The sequence below is a fragment of the Flavobacterium zhairuonense genome (assembly GCF_004352915.1).
Classification (GTDB): Bacteria; Bacteroidota; Bacteroidia; order Flavobacteriales; family Flavobacteriaceae; genus Flavobacterium; species Flavobacterium zhairuonense.
This window is the reverse complement of record NZ_SJSY01000059.1, coordinates 1-21,586: the sequence shown is the minus strand read 5'-3', so window position 1 is coordinate 21,586 and position 21,586 is coordinate 1. Positions and strand designations below refer to the sequence as shown.

At 34.7% G+C, this 21,586-nt stretch carries 14 protein-coding genes; 9 read left to right on the top strand and 5 right to left on the bottom strand.

The window, feature by feature from the left end:
• Positions 1 to 313 precede the first annotated feature (313 nt).
• The gene (locus EYY60_RS01385; RefSeq protein ID WP_132987621.1) at positions 314 to 2,242 is read left to right on the top strand and encodes a metallophosphoesterase family protein; all 1,929 of its coding nucleotides are present in this window, start codon (positions 314 to 316) and stop codon (positions 2,240 to 2,242) included.
• 513 nt (positions 2,243 to 2,755) lie between these two features.
• On the opposite strand, the gene EYY60_RS01380 is transcribed toward EYY60_RS01385, so the two are convergent.
• Positions 2,756 to 3,811, bottom strand: a complete 1,056-nt coding sequence (locus tag EYY60_RS01380) for a phosphatidylinositol-specific phospholipase C1-like protein (protein ID WP_132987620.1) — start codon at positions 3,809 to 3,811, stop codon at positions 2,756 to 2,758.
• A 176-nt stretch (positions 3,812 to 3,987) separates the two neighbouring features.
• On the opposite strand from EYY60_RS01380, the gene EYY60_RS01375 reads away from it, so the two are divergent.
• The 4 genes from EYY60_RS01375 (at position 3,988) to EYY60_RS01360 (ending at position 10,921) form a co-directional block, all read left to right on the top strand.
• Positions 3,988 to 4,602, top strand: coding sequence for an RNA polymerase sigma-70 factor (locus EYY60_RS01375; protein WP_317128844.1), 615 nt, complete (start codon positions 3,988 to 3,990; stop codon positions 4,600 to 4,602).
• 264 nt (positions 4,603 to 4,866) lie between these two features.
• Complete coding sequence (locus tag EYY60_RS01370) at positions 4,867 to 5,790, top strand: FecR family protein (RefSeq protein WP_132987619.1); 924 nt, start codon at positions 4,867 to 4,869, stop codon at positions 5,788 to 5,790.
• Between the two features lie 73 nt (positions 5,791 to 5,863).
• Positions 5,864 to 9,145: a SusC/RagA family TonB-linked outer membrane protein gene (locus tag EYY60_RS01365; RefSeq protein ID WP_132987618.1), complete on the top strand. Its 3,282-nt coding sequence runs from the start codon at positions 5,864 to 5,866 to the stop codon at positions 9,143 to 9,145.
• A 6-nt stretch (positions 9,146 to 9,151) separates the two neighbouring features.
• Positions 9,152 to 10,921 carry a RagB/SusD family nutrient uptake outer membrane protein gene (locus EYY60_RS01360; RefSeq protein ID WP_132987617.1) on the top strand — a complete coding sequence of 590 codons (1,770 nt, stop codon included), beginning with the start codon at positions 9,152 to 9,154 and terminating at the stop codon, positions 10,919 to 10,921.
• Between the two features lie 333 nt (positions 10,922 to 11,254).
• Here the strand turns inward: EYY60_RS01360 and EYY60_RS01355 are convergent, their stop codons facing one another.
• Positions 11,255 to 12,571, bottom strand: a complete 1,317-nt coding sequence (locus EYY60_RS01355) for a ComEC/Rec2 family competence protein (protein ID WP_132987616.1) — start codon at positions 12,569 to 12,571, stop codon at positions 11,255 to 11,257.
• A gap of 386 nt (positions 12,572 to 12,957) precedes the next feature.
• Between EYY60_RS01355 and EYY60_RS01350 the strand changes: the two genes are divergently transcribed.
• From EYY60_RS01350 to EYY60_RS01340, 3 genes are all read left to right on the top strand, one after another.
• Positions 12,958 to 13,608, top strand: a complete 651-nt coding sequence (locus EYY60_RS01350) for an outer membrane beta-barrel protein (protein WP_132987615.1) — start codon at positions 12,958 to 12,960, stop codon at positions 13,606 to 13,608.
• A gap of 38 nt (positions 13,609 to 13,646) precedes the next feature.
• A complete protein-coding gene (locus EYY60_RS01345; protein WP_132987614.1) occupies positions 13,647 to 14,135 on the top strand; it encodes a hypothetical protein in 489 nt (162 codons plus the stop codon).
• Between the two features lie 224 nt (positions 14,136 to 14,359).
• A complete protein-coding gene (locus EYY60_RS01340; RefSeq protein WP_132987613.1) occupies positions 14,360 to 14,734 on the top strand; it encodes a SpoIIAA family protein in 375 nt (124 codons plus the stop codon).
• Positions 14,735 to 14,899: 165 nt separating this feature from the next.
• On the opposite strand, the gene EYY60_RS01335 is transcribed toward EYY60_RS01340, so the two are convergent.
• From EYY60_RS01335 to EYY60_RS01325, 3 genes are read right to left on the bottom strand one after another with little or no spacing between them, the layout of a single operon-like run.
• Entirely contained in the window at positions 14,900 to 15,169 is a 270-nt protein-coding gene (locus tag EYY60_RS01335; protein WP_132987612.1) for a PrgI family protein, read from the bottom strand.
• Positions 15,170 to 15,204: 35 nt separating this feature from the next.
• A complete protein-coding gene (locus EYY60_RS01330) occupies positions 15,205 to 15,603 on the bottom strand; it encodes a hypothetical protein (RefSeq protein WP_132987611.1) in 399 nt (132 codons plus the stop codon).
• A gap of 10 nt (positions 15,604 to 15,613) precedes the next feature.
• Entirely contained in the window at positions 15,614 to 16,093 is a 480-nt protein-coding gene (locus EYY60_RS01325; RefSeq protein ID WP_132987610.1) for a hypothetical protein, read from the bottom strand.
• Between the two features lie 237 nt (positions 16,094 to 16,330).
• Here EYY60_RS01325 and EYY60_RS01320 point away from each other — a divergent pair.
• Positions 16,331 to 21,586 (top strand): HYR domain-containing protein (locus tag EYY60_RS01320; protein ID WP_162847832.1); only part of this gene is annotated, 5,256 nt, incomplete at its 3' end.

The window sequence follows — 21,586 nt, the reverse complement described above, 5'->3', positions numbered from 1 at the left end:
AGCCTTTTTTATAATGAAGATTTAACCGCAAAGTCCACAAAGATTTACGCAAAGCACGCTAAGATTTTATAACATTCTGAACACAGCTGAACTAAAGTTCGCAAAGTTTTGTGAACTTTAGTTTTATTTAAAACTTACTTTGAAAAACTTAGCGTGCTTTGCGTAAATCTTTGTGTGCTTTGCGTTAAAAAAATAATCTCAATAAAAACATTATCATTCGATAACAATAACATAAACTCATTTCATCATTAAATTGATAAAATTGCTGCTTCTTACTTTTAATAAATCCCCATTTTGCAAAAGCTTAAAACCTATGAATTTAAAATTTACTTCCTCAATAATTATACTCTTTATAATATTCTTCAATAATGCAATTTCGGCTCAAAATCAAAAGAATTTAGAAGGTGTTCAGGTTGCATTTTTATCTGATGTTCACTTGCAAGATTTGTTTGGGACATTCTCTGATAATGATTTTAAAGGCGTTTTGAATACCAAAACAAAAAAATACACGTTAATAAGAACGATGGCCTCGCAGTTACACTCGACGAGAATTTTCAATGAAAATTATTTTGCCTTCATTGCCGCTCTTGAAGATATTGCAAAAAGAAAGATAAGATATGTTGCACTTCCGGGCGATTACACTGATGACGGTCAGCCAATTCACGTGAGAGGATTACAGAAAATTTTAGACCAATACCAAAAAAAATATGGCATTGAGTTTTTTATAACCACCGGAAATCATGATCCGGTTGGACCATTTGCTCAGGAATCGGGTAAAGAAGATTTTTTAGGAAAAGAAGGAAAAAGCCAACCCATTTTTAGCAAAGACGGCATGTATAAGCCAAACATGAATATCGAACAGCCAGTTGTCATAACAGCCGATATTGCTAAAATGGGTTATTTTGGCATTACAGAAGATCTTAAAAACTTCGGATTTTATCCGAATAAAAAATACAAATTCTGGTCAACTCCTTTCGCCAATTACACTTCTCAGAATTACGATTTCAAAAAAGCTGTAGAAGCTTCAAAACTTACTAATAGAGTGTATAATGTTGCACCCGGATTTGAAGTTCCAGATGTAAGTTATGTCGTTGAACCAATCGACGGACTTTGGTTAATGGCTATTGACGGAAATGTTTATATTCCGAAGAAAACCGATGGTGATCCTAAAGATTCTAAAAATTATTCGGAAGCCAGTACAGGTTATAATAATGTGCTTTCGAATAAAAAACATCTTATAAAATGGGTTCAGGATATTTCGGCGGAAGCCAAACTTCGTGGTAAAACTTTAATCGCTTTCAGCCATTTTCCGATGATTGATTTTAATGATGACGCTTCCGCGGAAATTAAAGAATTATTAGGTCCGAATAAATGGCAGTTGAACCGCGTGCCAGTTGAGGAAGTAGCACAAGTTTTTGCTGATGCCGGATTGAAAATTCATTTTGGTGGTCATATGCATATCAATGATACGGGAATGCGCACGACTGCAAAAGGCAATACTTTAGTAAATATTCAAACGCCTTCACTTGCGGCTTATATTCCAGCTTATAAATTATTGACAATTCAGAAAGATGATCTTGTAGATATTCAAACCATCACGATTGATGATGTTCCGAGATTTGATGAACTTTTTGATTTGTACAAAATGGAATATCAGTTTTTAGAAAGTCAGAATACAAAAGATATTTGGAATAGTGATATTCTGAAAACTAAAAATTACCACGATTTTACCGATTTTCATTTGAAAGAATTAGTGCGTCTTCGTTTTTTAAAAGACGATTGGCCTGTTGATTTCGCTTCTTTTATTTTGAATGTTTCGGCTCGTGATTTATTGGTTTTAGCAAATATTGAATCTGATAAAGATTTTGATGTTATTCTGAAAAATAAACCACAATTTCAAAAAGAATGGAACGAAGCCGAATTGAAATCGGAACAAATTCTGACTCAAAATAATCTAAAAAAGGAAGATTTCAAATGGACAGGAAATGATCTTTTGATTGATTTTTACCGTTTTAGAAGTGCCGATGAATTAGCTCTTACCGATGTTGGTTTGGAAAGAGCAAAACAATATAAAATGGTATCAAAATTGTTTTTGGAAAATAATGCTACTTCAAATGATACAACTCTTCAAAAACAAATGAAATTGTTCCTGATTATCTTCAATAAATTCATGCATGAAGTTCCTGCAGATCATTTTACAGTTGATTTGAAAACGGGCGAACTTAACCGCAAGGAGCGCTAAGATTTACGCAAAGCACGATAAGTTTTTTTTAATCTCGCAAAGACGCAGAGTCGCAAAGTTTTTATAATCTTGGCGACTCTGCGTCTTTGCGAGCAGATTTAAGCAGCAAAGTCCGCAAAGCTTTATCCATAGCTTTGCGAACTTTGCGTTTATATAAGCAATCTTTGATAAAAAACCTTGCGTGCCTTGCGGTTAAATTTCATTTCACACTTTATATAGAAATATTGTCCCGTAGGGACTAAATTAAAAATCCGGATTTCAAGAAGTATTAATTTATTTTAACCGCAATCCCGATAGCTATCGGGAGCTAAGGTTTACGCAAAGCACGCAAAAAGTTTTTTTAATCTCGCAAAGACGCAGAGTCGCAAAGTTTTTATAATCTTGGCGACTCTGCGTCTTTGCGAGCAGATTTAAGCAGCAAAGTCCGCAAAGCTTTATCCATAGCTTTGCGAACTTTGCGTTTATATAAGCAATCTTTGATAAAAAACCTTGCGTGCTTTGCGGTTAAAAAAATTAAGGCACATTTACAGGATTCGTTCTCACATAAGTTCCGTCATCATATTTAATTTGGTACGGAGAATCAAAGAAAGTACTTGGCAAATAATAATCGGTGCTGATGATTTGAGCTCCTGATTTTTTCGCTGCTTCAAAATGTGAATAATCATTTTTGCGTGCTTCTTTAGTATCAGAATCGGCGCGGGTTCTTATTAAGTAACCTTTTTTAACCAAATCAGTAATTGATGGATCTTCAGAATTATTTCTGAATAACCAAGCCGCTTCTGGTTTTCCCGGTTCAGCATTAATAAAAACGGCGCGTCCCTTAAGGGACGGATGATTCAATGCGTACAAATCTCTTTTTGCGCCGTTATTATCTAAAAGGAATAAAAATTTTCCTTTTGCTTCTTTCAAAGTTGGCCAATTATTGTTTAAGACCGCTTCTTCAAGTGTTTTGTATTTTCCGCGAACCATATCGGGCGTAATTAGTTTATTTCCTAAACCTTTACGAAGTTCTTTGTCTAAAGCATCAAAAAGTTCAGATGTAAATTTCTCTGCTTTTGTACCTAAGTAACTATCATCGTCTTTAGGTTCTAGCGTAATAAAAACCGGAACGTGATCAGGATTTGCGTCAGACCATTTTTTTAGTTCAGCAAGACAGCTTTTAAGCGTGTAGCAAGAGGTTTTAAAATCGATATCAATCATATGAAAAACTTTGAACCCTGGTTTTTTCATTTCTCCATTTGGGTCATAAGCTTCTTGTGATTTTGCAATATCAAGACCTTTCGGGTGTGCAAATTTTCCGCCTTTCGAATCGGGTTGAACATCAATTTCTAAGTTTCGCAAACCTTTATTTAATTGCTCTGTAAGACTGATATGTGTGTACTGAAGTCCTTTTAAAGAACGCGAAGTGTCCTTTGCCTGAATGGTATTGTATAAATCAGTTTCAATAGCGTGTCGATAACTATTGTGTGAACCGATGACTTGAATTTGGTTGATTTTTAAATTGTCATTTTGTGCGTGACTCAATTGAAAAGCTCCAGCAAATAATGCTGCAAACAAAATTTGTTTCATGATTTTGAAGAAATTAGGATTGTGGAATTAAGAGGACGCAGCAACAGAGAATTGCTTTTTTTAGAGATTACTAAAGTAAAATTGGTAATTGTTTTTGGTGTTAGCTAAACGAAAAGAAATCGCAAACCAAATATCATTTTTGCCCGAAAATAGTAGTATTATTAAAACAAATCGATTTGAAATTTAATTTAAAGATAACTTTCAGGCAAAAAGTATTGGTGTCGTATTTCATTATTTTACATCACCAAATACTACCAGAAATCACCATGAAGAATCCTGAAATTTTTGAAAAAACGTATACGCAATACTGGAAAAAGCTCAATGCTTTTTCGTATACGATGACTCAGGATAAAGACTTGGCGCAGAATATCGTGCAGGATGTTTTTATTGATTTGTGGGAACGAAAAGACGATTTGAACATCAATGCGATAGAACCTTATTTATTTCGTGCTGTCAAAAATCAGGTTTTCAAACATTATCAAAATAATAGGTTTGATAAGACAATTTTGGAAGATCAGTTCGAAGATTATATAATTGACAATTTTGCTTCGATTGATCCCGAAATAATGGATTTACTTTATGCCGCATTAGATCAACTTCCGGAGAAGAGAAAAGAAGTTTTATTAATGTATAAATTTCAGGATATGTCAATCGATCAGATTGCAGACGAGCTTGGAATTTCGAAACAAACGGTGAAAAACCAAATTTCATCGGCATTAAAACAATTGCGCGAAGGCTTGAAAGACTTGGCTTGGCTGGCGCCTTTTATTATTTTTCATAAAAACTTTTAAGATAACTTTCAGTTGATGTTTTCATAATATTTGCGGATAGTACGATTTCGAGATTCTGGTACTTACTTGTAATAACAAACCTTTTTAATTGAATCGTTTTTTTTTAACACATAGAAACATAGGTATTTCTTTTTGAAAAAGGAGATTTAGAAAAACTAGTTTTTACACATAGCAAAATGCTATGATTATTAATGCAAAGTGAAACGCCTTTAATAAGTAAGTAAAACTATGTTTCTATGTGTTGAAAAAATCACACAAAGTAGTATGATAAAAAGAATCAAGCATAGTTTAGAACATCTTATCGATAAAAGTTCAAGAAATAAAACTTCAATTGCAGAAGAAAATCTGCTAAATGATTTTGCCTTCAATCAATATCAAAAATCAAAATGGGATGAACTTTCGATGGGAAATTCTGAGGAAGTTTCTCAAGATATATATGACAATATTCAGCTTCGAATAGGAAAAAAGAAAACCTTTTATCCTTATTTAAAATATATGGCCGCTGCCAGTATTCTTATTCTTGCCGGTTTAGGCTTTTGGCTTAAACCAAAAATTGCTGTTGAAAAGCAATTATCGTTTAAAACGTCATCGATTCCCAAATCTATCCAATTAAGTGACGGCTCGAAAATTTATCTGGCAGCAAACTCATTATTTCAATATCCCGAAAAATTTGAAGGAGATGAAAGAAAAGTGACTCTTTTAAAAGGAAATGCATTTTTTGAAATCGCCAAAGACAAAAAACATCCTTTTATAATTACTTCCCGCGAAATTCGAACCAGAGTAGTCGGAACATCATTTCACATTCAGCTTTCGAAATCAAAATGTGAAGTGATTGTGGTAACTGGAAAAGTAAACGTGAGTTCAAAAGGGCAGAGCGTTGATTTGGTTCCAAATGAAGAAGCTTTATTCGAATCAAACAAATTGACGAAGCAATTAGCGGACAAATCATTTTTAGTGAATTGGTATTCAACCGATGTAACACTAAATGAAACCACACTTAAACAAGTCATTACGATTTTACAATATAAATACGGAGTTTCATTTCAATATGATAATGAGCGCGTGTTAGCAACGCCGTTAACGGTATTCATCAAAAAAGACGCAACATTAGAGAATGTTTTAGAACAAATAAATTATATCACAAACCTAAAATTCAGAGTTTATGGCGAAATAGTAAAAGTGGATTAAAACAAAAAAGCAGCTGCTGGAACAACTGCCTTTGAATAAATTAAGTATCGTAAAAAAACCAATAACTTAAATCATGTATTTTAAAACTTCTTATTTAAATCTAAAGAGTCTTTTCTTTTTAGTTCTGGCTTTACTGACCTTACAGACAGGTTTTAGTAAAACTTTAGTAAAAAAATCAAATTTAGAAAATAAAATAGAAAAAGCAACTCTAGTTTCTATATTTTCAAAATTGAGCCAACAAACAGATTACAAATTCAGTTACGGACAAGCTGTAATTGCTGATAACACAACTTACACGGTAAATTTTGCTGGCGAAACAATTTCGGCAATTTTGAATGACCTTTCAAAAAAAGCAAATTTCAATTACAATATCAACGGAAAATTAGTTTTGATTCAGAAAACTGCAGCTCCAAAAATTACAACTGTAAAAGCAGCAGACAGAGTTAAAGTAAAAGGAAAAGTAGTTGATGAAAATAATGTGCCAATTCCAGGTGCGACGATTATGGAAACAAGTTCGTCAAACAGTGCAGTTTCTAATTTTGATGGTGAATTTGAAATTACGGTTGGTGACGGAAAAACAATTGAAGTTTCGTATTTAGGTTATAAAACGAAAGTTGTTGCTGCACAAAAAACTTTTATGACAATTCAGTTAGAACCAAATACTTCTGAATTGAGCGAAGTTTTAGTTGTAGGTTACGGAAAACAATCTAAAAAAGATGTAACTGGTGCGGTTACGCAGCTTGAAGCAGCAAATTTTAAGCAAGGTGTAAATATTTCTGTAGATAATTTAATGCAAGGGAAAATTGCCGGAGTTCGTGTTGTAAATACAAGCGGTGAGCCTGGAGCTGCTGTAAATGTAACGATAAGAGGTGTAGGATCTATCAGAAGCGGAAGTACGCCTTTGTTTGTTGTGGATGGAGTGCCTTTGTCAAATGATGATGTGAGTCCGTCAGGAAGTAATGTTGGTTTCGGAAATTCATCGGCTAAAAATCCTTTAAACTTTTTGAACACAAGTGATATCGAATCGATTACCGTTTTGAAAGATGCTTCAGCAGCAGCGATTTACGGTGCAAGAGGATCAAACGGAGTTGTTTTGGTTACAACTAAAAAAGGCTCAAAAGGCGAAGGAACGTTGACTTTTGATTCTTATACAGGAATTTCGAATGTGGCTCATAAACTTGATGTTTTAAGCGCTGATGAATACAGAAAAGCGATTAAAGATCCAGCTTTTGATCACGGTGGAAATACAGATTGGCAAGATGTGATTTTTAGAACTGCTATTACAACAAATAATTCATTGGCTTTTTCAAAACAAACAGAGTCTGGAAATTACTATGCTTCGATTGCGCAAATGAATCAGGAAGGAATTATCAATAAGAGTAATTTCAAACGTATGTCGGGAAGAATTAACGCTGCTGAGTCGTTTTTGGATAACAAACGTCTGAAAGTAAAAATGAATCTTACAGCGAGTGAAACTAAAGATAACGGAGTTCCTACAAGTGATGACGGAGGTTCAAACGGACAGTTGATCGTTCATACTTTGATGGCAAACCCAACAAGATCTGTTTTTGATTCAAAAGGAAACTATACAAACTTCAACATGAATGCGCATTATAACCCAGCTTATTTATTAAGCATTTATGATGATGTAACGCGTACAATGAGAGTTTTAGGAAATTTAGAAGCTTCTTTAAGAATTGTTGACGGATTGGAGTACAAATTAAACATTGGTTTTGACCGTTCTATGTCAGAAAGAAACACGACTATTTTTCCAAACTTAACCGATTTGAATCCGAAAGGGAAATATGTTCAGAGTAATTTAGATTCAAGAAACTCTTTAGTAGAGCACTACTTGACTTACAATTTGAATTTGGATAAACATAAAATCGAAGCTTTAGGCGGATTTTCATACCAAAAATTCGAAAGATCTGGAACCTCTTTCAGTGTTGACGGAATTTCGAACCAAGGTGTTGGGGTGCCTCCAGCAATCAATCCTGGTTTTGCAGGAACACAATCTGGAGTTTCTGGATATGCGCAAGAAAACGAGCTTCAGTCTTATTTTGGAAGAGTAAATTACACTTTCAATGACAAATATCTTTTGACAGCTTCGATGAGAGCTGACGGTTCGACTCGTTTTGGGAAAAACAATAAATACGGTTATTTTCCATCAGCAGCTTTAGGATGGAATATTTCTAAAGAAAAATTCTTAGAAGATGTAACTGCAGTAAGCAACTTGAAATTAAGAGCAAGCTGGGGACAAACAGGAAATCAGGAAGTTGAAAATAAAATTACGCAGGCAAGTTATTCACTTTCAGGTGCTGATGGATATTATTTATACAGCGATTTGAATCTGGTAAATGGAGTTTCGGTAAACAGAACACCAAATCCTGATTTGAAATGGGAAGTAGTAACACAATACAATTTAGGTTTAGATTTCAGTTTCTGGAACGACAAATTGTATGGAACTTTCGATTATTTCAACAAAACTACAACAGATGCAATTCTAAATGTTCCGTCACAAGCGTTAAGCCCAACGACTACAATCTGGACAAATATCGACGGAAAAATCATCAATAAAGGTTTTGAATTTATGTTAGGTTCAAAATTGATTGACAAAAAAGATTTTTCTTGGAACATTGATATGAACGGTGCGACTTTAAACAATAAAATTCAAGATTTGCCAGTTTCAGAAATTTTGACAGGAACTATTTCAGGACCAGGACAATCTGGGGTAAATGCAAACATTTACAAAAGCGGTTATGCAGCGGGATCTTTCTATTTATTGCAACACATTGGTTTTGATGCCAACGGAGCAAATATTTTTAAAGATCAAAATGGAGACGGAAAAATTGACAACAGCGACAGAATTATTATTGAAGGTGCATTGCCAACATTCTATTACGGTTTCAACAGTGATATGAGATACAAAAACTTCACATTCTCATTCTCAATCATTGGACAAACAGGTGGTTATTTATTGAATAACACTGGACTGAATGCTTTAAATATTAACAACTTAGCTTCTGATAGAAACGTGGCAACAGGTTATTATGAATCTGGTGCAAACCCAACAAACTCTCCAATTTTATCGACACTTTTCTTAGAGAAATCTGATTTTATCCGATTAAATACAGCTCGTATTGGTTACAATTTCGATTTAAAAGGAATCAACTGGATCAATGGTTTAACGCTTTATGTTACAGGACAAAACTTGGTAACAATTACAAATTACACAGGCTTTGACCCATTAATCAACAGCCCAAAATCAAATGGAGGAAACCAGTCAATTGGTATTGATTATGCTGCTTACCCAACTTCTAGAACGTTCAGTTTTGGAGCAACTTTAAAACTATAATTTATTATGAAGACAAATACATTTTTTAGTATAAAATTAATTGCCTTGTTCTCATTTATCTGGCTGTTTGCCAGCTGTACAGATCTTGATGAAGTGGTTTTGGACGAGGTTTTAGGCGATAATGCTTCTAATCCAGCAGGTGCACTTGCGGCAGCTTATGATCGATTAGGAGATGGAACTTTTGTAGATCACGGAGGTGTTTTCTCTTTGCAAGAATATACGACAGATGAAGCCATTTTGCCAACACGTGGAAGCGACTGGGGAGATGGAGGAAAATGGAGAGACATGCATGAGTTTACATGGAAATCGGATAATGCTATTGTAGGGGACAACTGGAATAAATTGACTAACGGAATTACTCGTTCGCTGACCGCAATTCAATCGGTTGAAGAAAGCTCAATTCCAGAAAAGAAATTGTTTTTGGCAGAAGCTAAAGGGCTTTTAGATTATTATTTATACACGACTTTAGATTTGTACGGACAAGCGCCATATAGAGATCCAATGAACCCAAACGCGCCTTTGCAAATTTTAAAAGCCGATACTCAAATTGATAAATTAATTACCGATGTTGAAGCTTTAATTCCAGATTTAGCAAGCATGGGCGAACAGCAAACGCACCACGGACGTTTTACAAAAGAAGCGGCTTACGGATTTTTGGCAACAATGTATTTGAATCGTGCTGTATTTAAAGATCGTTTCAATGCAACTTCAAACTTTAACTTCAGTGAAGCGTCAGTTTCAGGTGGAGGAACCGATATGGATCGTGTAATTTATTATACTTCTTTATTGATCAATTCTGGAAAATATTCTTTAGAAAGCGATTATTTCAAAAACTTTGCAAGAGATAATGATAAAGGAAAAGAGCTTATTTTTGCAATTTCTCAAAAAATAGATTACATCCGCAACGGTTCAAACAGTTTTGCTTATGTATGTATGGAGCGTAACCAAAGAACTTCTGCAGCAAACAGAGGAACTAACGCAGCATGTACGACTCCAGAATTTTTTGCAACTTGGGATGGAAATCATGATGATCCAAGATTTCAGCAAAAATATCAATATTCAGATGGAACTTGGTTCAAAAATGACGGAACAGACGTAAGTGTTCCTGCAACAGATATCGTTCCGAAAAGCGCTAATTTGCCTTGGTTCCACTTTAACAGAGGAATTGAGTATGGACCACAATACGGACCAATTTTATTGTCTTCAGGTTCTTTAGAAATGATCAACGGACGTATTAAAGTTTCTCCATTATATATGGAAAAAAGTACAACAACTAGAATGGATTTTACACCATCATTGACTTTCAAAAATCCAGCTCAGGCCGTTTTTGCTCAAAATGAAATCAATAAGGGAGCAAGAGTATTTAAATATGAATTTGATCCAGAAGGAGGAAACGGAAACAGTAATGTTGATATTCCATTGTTCCGTTTAGGTGGAATTTATACGATGAGAGCTGAAGCTTATTTCAGAAAAGGAAGCGTAGGTTTGGCAATGGATGATTTAAACAAATTGCGTACAAGCAGAAAGAGAGAAGCTTTGTTTGGAAGTGTTCCAGGAAAAGCGCTTACATCGCTTGATGCGACTCAATTATACAATGAAATTGGTTTCGAATTGTATTGGGAATTATACAGAAGACCACAAATGATTCGTTTCGGGAAATTTGATTTGCCAGGAACTGCTAAATCGGCTTCACAACCGTTTAGAAGAGTATTCCCAATTCCACAATCTACGATTGACGTAACGAAACAATTTACACAGAATCAAGGTTATAACTAAGTTGTGTTAGTTAGTTTATTTTTTATTTATTTTTTTATTAGAAAAGCCCGTCTTGAAAAAGACGGGCTTCTATTTTTTTTAGAAGTTTCAGGTTTCAAGTTGAAATGTGACTTGGGCTGATTTTTTAACGCAAAGTTCGCAAGGTTTTTTTTATCTTAGTTTGTCTACAATAAACGCGAAGTTCGCAAAGCTTTATCAATAAGGCTTTGCGAACTTTTTCATTCTATGAAACTTACTAAAAAACTTTGCGTTCTTTTGCGTAAACCTTAGCGAACTTTGCGTTAAAAAATCAGCCCAATCCGAGTCGCATTTCAACTTGAAACTTGAAACAAATCAAACATTAAAAAAACTCTGTTCATATAAATCCCAGAGGCTTGCGCCGCTGACTGCTTCTTTCATTTGTGCCATAATGATATTGTCTCCATCGCAACGCATATTGATCATTCCGTATTTGATTCTGGTACTTCCTTCGGCAGTAGAACGCGCCAATTCTGTTGAGAAAACTAGTGGTCTTTTTGATTTTGTATATTTTCCGGCACAGCCAATAGCATCGGCGCGCGGGTGCGAGTAGGTTTCATTATCTCCAGAAGAAATTACAGTGGCATACGGATTCACTTTTGCCATAAAATCAGTTGTAAATTCAGATGCTCCGTGATGGCACGATTTTGCTACATCAACCTCAAACGGATTCGAAGTGCCATAATGTTCCAATAAATGATCTTCGGCAGGAATATTCAAATCTCCACCATATAAAAAAGAACGATTTCCGTAAGTTATTTTCAAAACAATACTATGGCCATTTATTGTATGTGCTTCATCGTCAAAATATTTGTAAACTACTTTGTTGTCGATTTTTGAAGTTACAGGACCCAAAACTTCTATAGCGAAATTTTTATTGTTGATTGTTTTTGAAGGAATCGTACTTGTATGATCCAAACGAACAAAATCTCCAAGACGACCTTGACTCGTAGCCGTATTGACTGCATTCAGAAATTTTTCCTGCAAATCAAGCATGCCACCTTTTGCTTTTAAAGCATTAAATTCAGCCAGAGTACTAAATGAAGTTTCAAGATAATATTCGCCATTGTGTTTCGATTTTTTCCCTAATTCGGTATTGTATTCTTGTTTAGGGAAATTCGTTTTTGTGTCATTGAATTTGGCAATTCCGTTATGGTAAATTGTTCCAATGGTATAATGGTCATCATTAATAATATCGATCAGACCTTGATAATGATCTTTATCAAAATGGCTAATGAAAATATAATCAAGATGTACTTTTTTGTTTTTGTCAAAATAATATTTGTACTGCCATTTGCTCAAATAATGACTTAAGTTATCATTTGGTCCTCCGTCAATAATTATTTTGAGTCCGTTTTCATCATTTCCAACTTCAAGAAGCGCTCCGTCGCCTTGTCCCACATCTACATAAAAACATTTTAAAGCAGCAGAAAGACCTAAACAAGTTTTATCAATCCAACCTTCTTTTCCAAAGGCCAGAATTTTTTGCCAGTTATTATTTTCTTCGGGCAAAAGCTTTACAAACGATCCCATAAGGATGGTATTATTCTTTCCCTTTGGCTTTCCATCAGCCCCAATATTTTTGTAAACATCAGCATAAAGGCTAATGATTACTTTGTAAATGTCTGCCATAATAATTTCGGATTAAGTTTTAGTTGTTTTACTTTATTAAATAATAGCTTACTAATTTTTTTTTTTTTTTTGATAAAATTATTGTAAATATATGGAAATCAATAAAGTAAATGTTTTTTGTTAAGAAAAAACTGGTAGCGTTTTTTAGGTTTTTGCTATTTTATTGGTTTCAAATTATAATTTGAAACCAATATGAGCTCTTAATTAACAGGTACCGGTTATCAATTTGGATAATTTTGATCTCAATCAAAAAAATAATAATTCTATGCTGATAGTAAATTAAGAAAAGTGAATGGTTGAAGAAAAAAGCAAACTCAATTTTTCTTATTTATTGTAAGAAATTAGAAAGAAACCGAATTAACAAACTAATTTAAAAAATCAAAGTCATGAAAAAGTATCATTTATTATTGGTTGTTTTTTTATTTACGCTGACGATGTCGGCGCAAGGTCAAGGATCATTTTTGCTTAATTTGTACGGAGGTTATACCTTTTCAGACAAAGTAGAATTCGATTCATCATACGCTCGTGTGGAAGATGGATTTGAATATGGGGCGGGATTTGAATATTTTATAATGGATAATGCATCTATTGAATTAAAATATAACAGACTAGATACACATATGCCTTTATATACTAAAGTTCCAATACCTGGTTATGGTATTCCTGCTGGCGGGCAAGTTAATGCTGGAGACGATAAAGGTGCTATGAACTACATTTTAGCAGATTATACGTATTATTTTGGGTCAAGTTCTCAAAAGGCACTTCCATATCTTGGTGCAGGCGCGGGTGTCGCAATTCTTGAATCACCAAAAAGTGGCAGCGGAACTTATTTTGCATGGGAAATCAAAGCGGGTGTAAAAGTTAAAACAGATTCAGCATTTTCAGTTAATTTCAATGCTTATTTGCAATCCATGTCGGCTGCTGTTGGATATGACTACTATTGGGATTACTACTGGGGTCCAGTAGCAGTTACTGATTATGCATCAACATTCCAATTTGGTTTAGGAGCTGTTTTAAGTTATGATTTTAAAAAATAAAACCACGATAAAGCATCTTTAATATTAAAAATTCAATTATGAAAAAAGTAGTTTTATTAGCGCTTCTTGTTTTCTCTGCAAATTCATTTGCTCAATCGAGCTTAAAAGAAGATGTAGAAGTTATACAATCTATTTATGGAAAGTCTAAAGCAGATTTAGTGAGACAGTATATGAATTTGTCTGAGCCACAAGCTTCTGCGTTTCAAAAAATTTATGACGAATATGAAGTTTCTCGAAAAGCTTTGGGACAACAAAAAGTTCAAATCATAAATGATTACGGAAATAATTATGCTACGCTTGATGATGCTAAAGCTGCTCAGCTTACAGAGGCAAGTTTGAAAAATGTTGGCGATTATGACAAATTGCTATCTAAAACTTATGGAAAGCTTAAAAAAGCAGTTGGCGGACTTAATGCGGCGAAATTTGTTCAAATTGAGCAATATCTTCAAGTGACAATAAGAGCAGCAATCCAAGATCAGATTCCTTTTATTGACGAAATAGATAAAACAAAAATTAGTAAAGCATAAAAAAGAAAGCGATAATAGAATTTATTATCGCTTTCTTTTTTTTAATAAATAGCTTATTTGTAAAATGCAGATTCAAAGCAATATAACATCGTTATTTTATAAAATTCCAAAGAGATGTTATAATACTTAAAAGTGGTTCAAGAAGTATTTTTGATTGGAGTTTTATGCATGCATTTTATTGGTATAATCTCAACATTAAATAACATTCAAAATTTAATACTATCATGATACATCAAATTGACACTACAGATAATATTGTTGCATTTCGAGCATTGGCAGAAGTAACAAAAGATGATTTTTTAAGCGTTGTTGTTCCAGCGGTAGAACATTTGGTAAAACAAACTAATGAAATTAATTTTTTGTTGGTTCTAGATACTGATATCGAAAATTTTACTGCCGGAGCATGGCTTCAAGATGCATTGCTAGGATTGAAACATTTAGGAAAATGGAATAGAGCTGCAATTATTTCTGATTCAGAAGATATTATTTCATTTACAAACGGATTCAATTTTGTAGTTCCAGGAGAATTCCACGGATTCAAAAAGGAGAATTTCAACAAAGCCTTGAATTGGGTTGAAGGAAATATTAATCTTTCTTGATTATGAGTTATGAGTTGTAAGTTATGAGTTATTCGGCAAAGATTGAATAAAAAAACAGCTTAAATTTTATTAAAATTTAAGCTGTTTTTTTATGACAAAATCTAAAATCTAAAATCTAAAATCTAAAATCTAAAATCTAAAATCTAAAATCTAAAATCTAAAATATTAGTGATTATATTCAATTCCGCTGCTATCTGTAAGTTCTTTTTTTGCTTTGTATGATTTTGAGATTTGTTTGTAGCATGCTGTCGACAAAAGAGGCAATGCTAAACTTCCTACCACTGCAGCTGTTTTATTGTGCCCTGTTTTTTTCAATACGGCACCAGCTAAAAGCGCCCCAAGTCCCGCTAAAACTAAATTCTTTGTTGATAATTTTGAAGCCGGAGCAGGCGTTATTCCGTGTAATAAAGGATCTATAAAATTCAAATTTTCCATGCGTATAATTATATTTAGTTAAACTTTATTTCTATTTAATTGGACAGCTTTTCATTTTCTGCCTCGTTCTCAATTTTTTCTATTTCTACTTTTTCTTTTTTTATTGCTTGTCTTAATAAAGCAAAAAGGCTCATATAAACATTTGCCATAAAAACCAGCGAGAATCCTGCCAAAATGTAACCGCGCCAGTCATTTAACAAAAGTTTATAATCGCAAAGCACTAAAAAGGCAATTGTGACATAATGACTGAAACAATATTCGCAAGTAAAAAGATAAAATGCTTTTCTTGACAAAATTGTCTTGTCATTTTTCGAATGTCTGACACACCATTCTCTCGGTTCTTTAAAGATTTCTTCATGCGTCACAGTCCAACTGATACAAGCAATTGGAACAGCTAAAGCAAAAAGCCAGATAATTTGAGTGGTCAGCTCCATGATCATTTAATTATGCTCTCGGATGATTTTCAGGATAATGCTCGGCATCAAAATCATCCATATCTTTTGTGTCGTCGTCATCTAAGTCGCTGTCCTTTTCTAAATCTAAATCGGGATCATAATCGTCATCAAAATCATTTTTTCGATCATCATTTGTAATCGCATCATCTTCATTTACAATTCGTTCTTGATTCGGAATATTTTCAGATCGAATATTGGTGTTTTTTTCAAAACCTGTCGGAAGATGTTTCATATCTTCTATAAATTCTTCCTGATATTGATACGGATCTTCATCTCGTGCATAATTATCATGGTCAACCAAAGTGTTTTGATCAATATAGTCAGGATCACTTTCGCTAAATTCATGAGTATTTTGTTCTCTTAAATCTTGTCTGAATTCATCTTCATTAAAAGAGCCATTCACGATAATATTTTGTTCGATAAAATCAGGATCGTGCTGATTGTAATCGGGGTTGTGATACTTTTCCATAACGTTTCCTTTTAAAGTTAAAAGTTGTGTTTTTACAAATTTACCAACGAAACAAGAGGAAGCTCTTACATAAAATGTATTTAGAGCTGCATAATTAACAGTTGGCAACAGTTTCTAAAAAATGGAAAAGCCGTAAAAATTTCAAAAACCAAAAATCACTATTTATAGTGATGTGTAAAATTGATCCGAATTATAGTTTTGCCCTTTATGAAAAGAGGTAAAACATATAGCAGGAGAATGAAAAATCACACAATTGTTTTCAATAAAACACTAAAGTTTTTTAGCATAATTTTCTTTTCGGGAATATTGTTTTCTTATGGTCAGAATGGCTGTCCGCAAATTCCCAAATCAAGTTTAAACGGATTTAATGGTTTCTCTGCAGAAGGAAAAGCTGGAGCAGATGATTTTGGTAAAAGCGTAAAAAGCGCTGGAGATATCAATAACGATGGAATTGAGGATTTAATGATTGGTGCTCCAAATGTAGATTTTGGCGGAAATGCGAACGTTGGGGAAATCTACATTATTTTTGGAAAAGCTGGACTTTCCATCAGCACTTTTGATGTAACAACGCTTAATGGTACAAACGGATTTGTAATAAGAGGCGTTGTGGCAAATGAGCGATTAGGTGCTGTAATAAGTGATGCAGGCGATTTAAATAATGACGGAATTGATGATGTTATTATTGGAAGTGAATTTGGAAATCAGGCTACAGCATTTGTTTTTTACGGATCTTCTTCGCCATTTTTACCGGTTTATAATAGAACTGATTTAAATACTTCAAATAGCGCCGCATTTTTTGTTGATTCTTCTACATACACAGATATTGTTGATCTAAGCAATGCTGGCGATTTAAATCATGATGGAATCAACGATGTGCTTTTGACTATTGATGGCGGATTTTATGTTCACTATGTAATCGTTTTTGGAAAAAGCGGACTCACAAATTTGAATACAATGGCCTTAAATGGGGCTAATGGATTTATTATTAATGGTTATCATATTACTTTTTTAGGCCCGAATGTTGTCGGACGTAACGCTGGCGATATTAATAACGATGGAATAGACGACTTGGTTTTTGGACTTCCTAGTTTTAGCGATGGCGGTTTTACAAATAATGGAAGAGCGGTAGTCTGGTTTGGGAAAAGTACACCTTATGCCGCTTTATATAGTTTGGATACAATGGGCGCTACCGAAGGTTTTGTAATTACTGGAACAGGAAATTATAATTATTTAGGAGCTTCGGTTGCAGGCGTTAAAGATTTTAATTCTGATGGTATTGATGATGTATTGATAGGTGGATATGGCAAAACCGTGAATGGAATTTCGCAAGCAGGGGAGGCTTTTGTGCTTTTTGGAAAAAATACTCCGTTTGCATCTACTTTTTCTAACAGTTCGTTAAATGCATCTAATGCAGTAATTTTTCAAGGAAAAGTAGCTAATGAGAATTTTGGATACAAAGTAAATTCAGTTAGAGATATAAATAAGGATGGAAAAAATGATATTATAATAACCGCCAAAAAAGGCGGAAGAGCGAATAATGGTGCCGCATATGTTGTTTTTGGGGGAACAACCGCGGCAGGCATTATTGGCGATAATGAAATTGTAGACGCAAAAGGCTATCAGGTTTTTAATGACGAGAACTATTACTCCTTTTATGTTTTTGGTGCCGATGCCAGCGGTCTAGGCGATTTCAATGCCGATGGAACGAATGATTTTGTTATAGGTTCCATCGGAATGAGTGCTACTTTCAACATCAAAGGAAACGCATATGTTTTTTATGGAGAAAAATTTGATCGTAAAGATGCCGTTCTGCCTGTAATAAATTGCCCTACCGGAATGGAATTGTATGCAAATGCTACATTGCCAAATTATGTTCATTTTTTAGGTACTATTTCAGATAATTGTACAGATGTAAATGATTTGGTATTTACTCAAAATCCTCCCGAAGGAACACTTTTTACGGCAAATACGAATGTAACGATTACGGTTAAAGATGAATCAGGAAATGTAAGTTCCTGTACTTTCTTAGTAAAGCTTAAAACCAATACTCCCGTATTTGATTGTAAAACGGCTTATTTGAGTACAGCAGATTTAAATGGTACATTAGGCTTTTCTGTTTATGGAGAAAAATCCTCAGGACTTGCAGGCGCAAGCGTAAATACAGCTGGTGATGTAAATGGCGATGGAATCACCGATTTTATAATTGGCGCTCCTGGCGAATATCAGTCGGCAAGTGGTCCATATAATAATATTTACAGAACAATAAACGGCGCAGGTTATGTAGTTTATGGAACAGCTTCTGGTTTTCCGCCAAACATTGATTTGGCTTTGTTGAATGGAACAAATGGCTTTAAAATCACCAACGATTTGCCACAAACTAATTTTCCTGTTACGGGTTATGATGTTGGTGCCGCAGGAGATATCAATGGCGACGGAATTGGTGATTTTATGATTAGTGATCCGTACAGGCATACTACATACGGAAATGAAATTGGACATGTTTACGTTGTTTTTGGAAAAGCATCTGGTTTTCCTTCAGAAATTCTTTTGTCATCATTAAATGGAACAAACGGTTTTGCGTTAATTGGTGTAAACGGTTATTCGGCAATTGGGATTGATGTCACAAATGTAGGAGACATTAACGGCGATGGTATTGATGACCTGGCAACAATTGACAACGGCTACGGAACAACTACCGGAAATGTTTTTGTAGTTTACGGCTCACATTCGCCTTTCCCAGCTGTATTACGAACCAATCAAATTAACGGAACTAACGGATTTATAATTCAAGGAGATATTGTTCAAGGGAAAGTAGGACGAATGATTTCGGGTCTTGGCGATGTAAATGGCGACGGAATTCAGGATATCGGAATTGGAACCGGAGATGATTCGGCCGAAATTAGAAAGTTTGTAGTTTTTGGACGTTCGTCTAATTTTCCTGCAGTTTTAAATACACTGAGTTTAAACGGGACAAATGGTTTTGCAATCGAAAATTCGGTTTCGCCTTTGTCTGAAAGCATCGGAATTAAAAAAGCAGGCGATATCAATGGCGACGGATTAAACGATATGGCAATCAATGGAGATTATATATTGTTTGGCAAAAATTCTTTTCCGGCTTTAATTGATTTAAAAGATCTTAACGGAACAAACGGATTTAAATTCCTGAATACTAGTGCTAGTGATGTTTTTTCTGGTGGAGGCGATTTCAATAACGATGGTTTCGATGATTATTTGGTACGATCAAATAACAGTGTTGCCATTTATTATGGAAAAAGCACTTGGACTGCGACTGTTAACGTAAGTGCTTTTACAACAAAAGATTATATAAGAATGTACGTGCCGTATTCATATCCTGACGATATGAATTATGCCGGAGATGTGAATCACGACGGAATTGATGATGTAATTGTTGGAACTAAATTGGCGCGATATACTATTGTACCAAATAATCTGCCGGGCTTCGCCTATGTACTTTTTGGGAAAAAAATCGAGGATAATGAAAAACCAATAATTACAAATTGTCCAATAAATCAAAATTTAAATATTGGCGATGCAATTCCGGATTACAAAACTGCAATAACCGTAACGGATAATTGCGATACAAATCCTTTAATTGAACAAACGCCGCTTCCGGGAACTATTTATACAGGAGGACTACAAACGATAACTTTAAAAGCAACTGACGCCAAAACAAATTTTCAAACCTGCACTTTTACTATTTCTGCTGGTACCGACATTTTGCCACCGAGCATAACTTGTCCTGGAGATCAACAATTGGCTTGTGGTTCTATGGTTCCAAATTATTTGAATCAGCTTATTGTTTCAGATGATACTGATACAAGTATTGATGTTACTCAATTTCCGGGCGCAGGTTCGACTTTCTTCGACGGAATGCAAATCAATTTTACTGCAAAAGATGATGCCGGAAACGAAAGCCATTGCAGTATTACATTAACCGCTTCTGGTGCAGACAATCAACCGCCAACATTTATTTGTCCAACAAACGTGACTTTAAATTGCGGAGATGTAACACCAAATTATGCAATTGATCCAATGATGAATCTTGCCGACAATTGCAGTGAAACGGTTCACTATGAAATGACACCGGCTGACGGAACGCCTTTTTATGACGGAATGCCAGTTCACATCAAATATACAGACGAATCTGGAAATTCATCTTTTTGTGATTTTATTATTCATAACGCGACGCCAGATGTTACAAAACCGGTAATTACTTGTACAGGAAATAAAACTTTGGCTTGCGGAAGTGTTTTGCCAGATTACAGAAGTTCCGTAACGGCGACTGATAACTGTTCAGGAACAATTGTTTATACACAAAATCCTGCACCGGGAACGGCTTTTACGTCAGGAATGACAGTTACAATTAGAGCAACAGACGTTTCAGGAAATTATGCCGATTGCAGTTTTATAATTAATGCTTCCGCAGATGTTACAAAACCGGTAATCACTTGCATCGGAAACCAAATGTTAGCATGCAACAGCACAATTCCAGATTATAGAAACCTAATTTCAGTTACAGATAATTGTGATACTTCGCCAGTTTTAGCTCAAAATCCAGTTGCAGGAACCGCCTTTGTTGATGGCATGTCGATAAAAATTACAGCAACAGACGCCTCAGGAAATTATTCGGATTGCAGTTTTATAGTCAACGCTTCCGCAGATGTTACAAAACCGGTAATTACTTGCATTGGAAACCAAACCTTGGCTTGCAACGTTATAATTCCAGATTATAGAAATTTAATTTCAGTTACAGATAATTGCGATGCTTCGCCAACTCTGACTCAAAATCCAGTTGCAGGAACCGCCTTTGTTGATGGAATGTCAATAACAATTACAGCAACAGACGTTTCAGGAAATTATGCAGATTGCAGTTTTATAATTAGTGCTTCCGCGGATGTTACAAAACCAGTAATGACTTGTATTGGAAACCAAACCTTGGCTTGCAACGCTACAATTCCAGATTATAGAAATTTAGTTTCAGTTACAGATAATTGCGATGCTTCGCCAATTCTGACTCAAAATCCAGTTGCAGGAACTGCTTTTGTTGACGGAATGTCAATAACAATTACAGCAACAGATGCCTCAGGAAATTATTCGGATTGCAGTTTTATAATCAACGCTTCCGCGGATGTTACAAAACCAGTAATGACTTGTATTGGAAATCAGACTTTGGCTTGCAACGCTACAATTCCAGATTATAGAAATTTAATTTCAGTTACAGATAATTGTGACGCTTCTCCAATTTTAGTTCAAAATCCAGTTGCAGGAACCGCCTTTGTTGATGGAATGTCAATAACAATTACAGCAACAGATGCCTCAGGAAATTATTCGGATTGCAGTTTTATAGTCAACGCTTCCGCGGATGTTACAAAGCCAATAATTACTTGTATTGGAAATCAAACTTTGGCTTGCAACAGCACAATTCCAGATTATAGAAACCTAATTTCAGTTACAGATAATTGTGACGCTTCG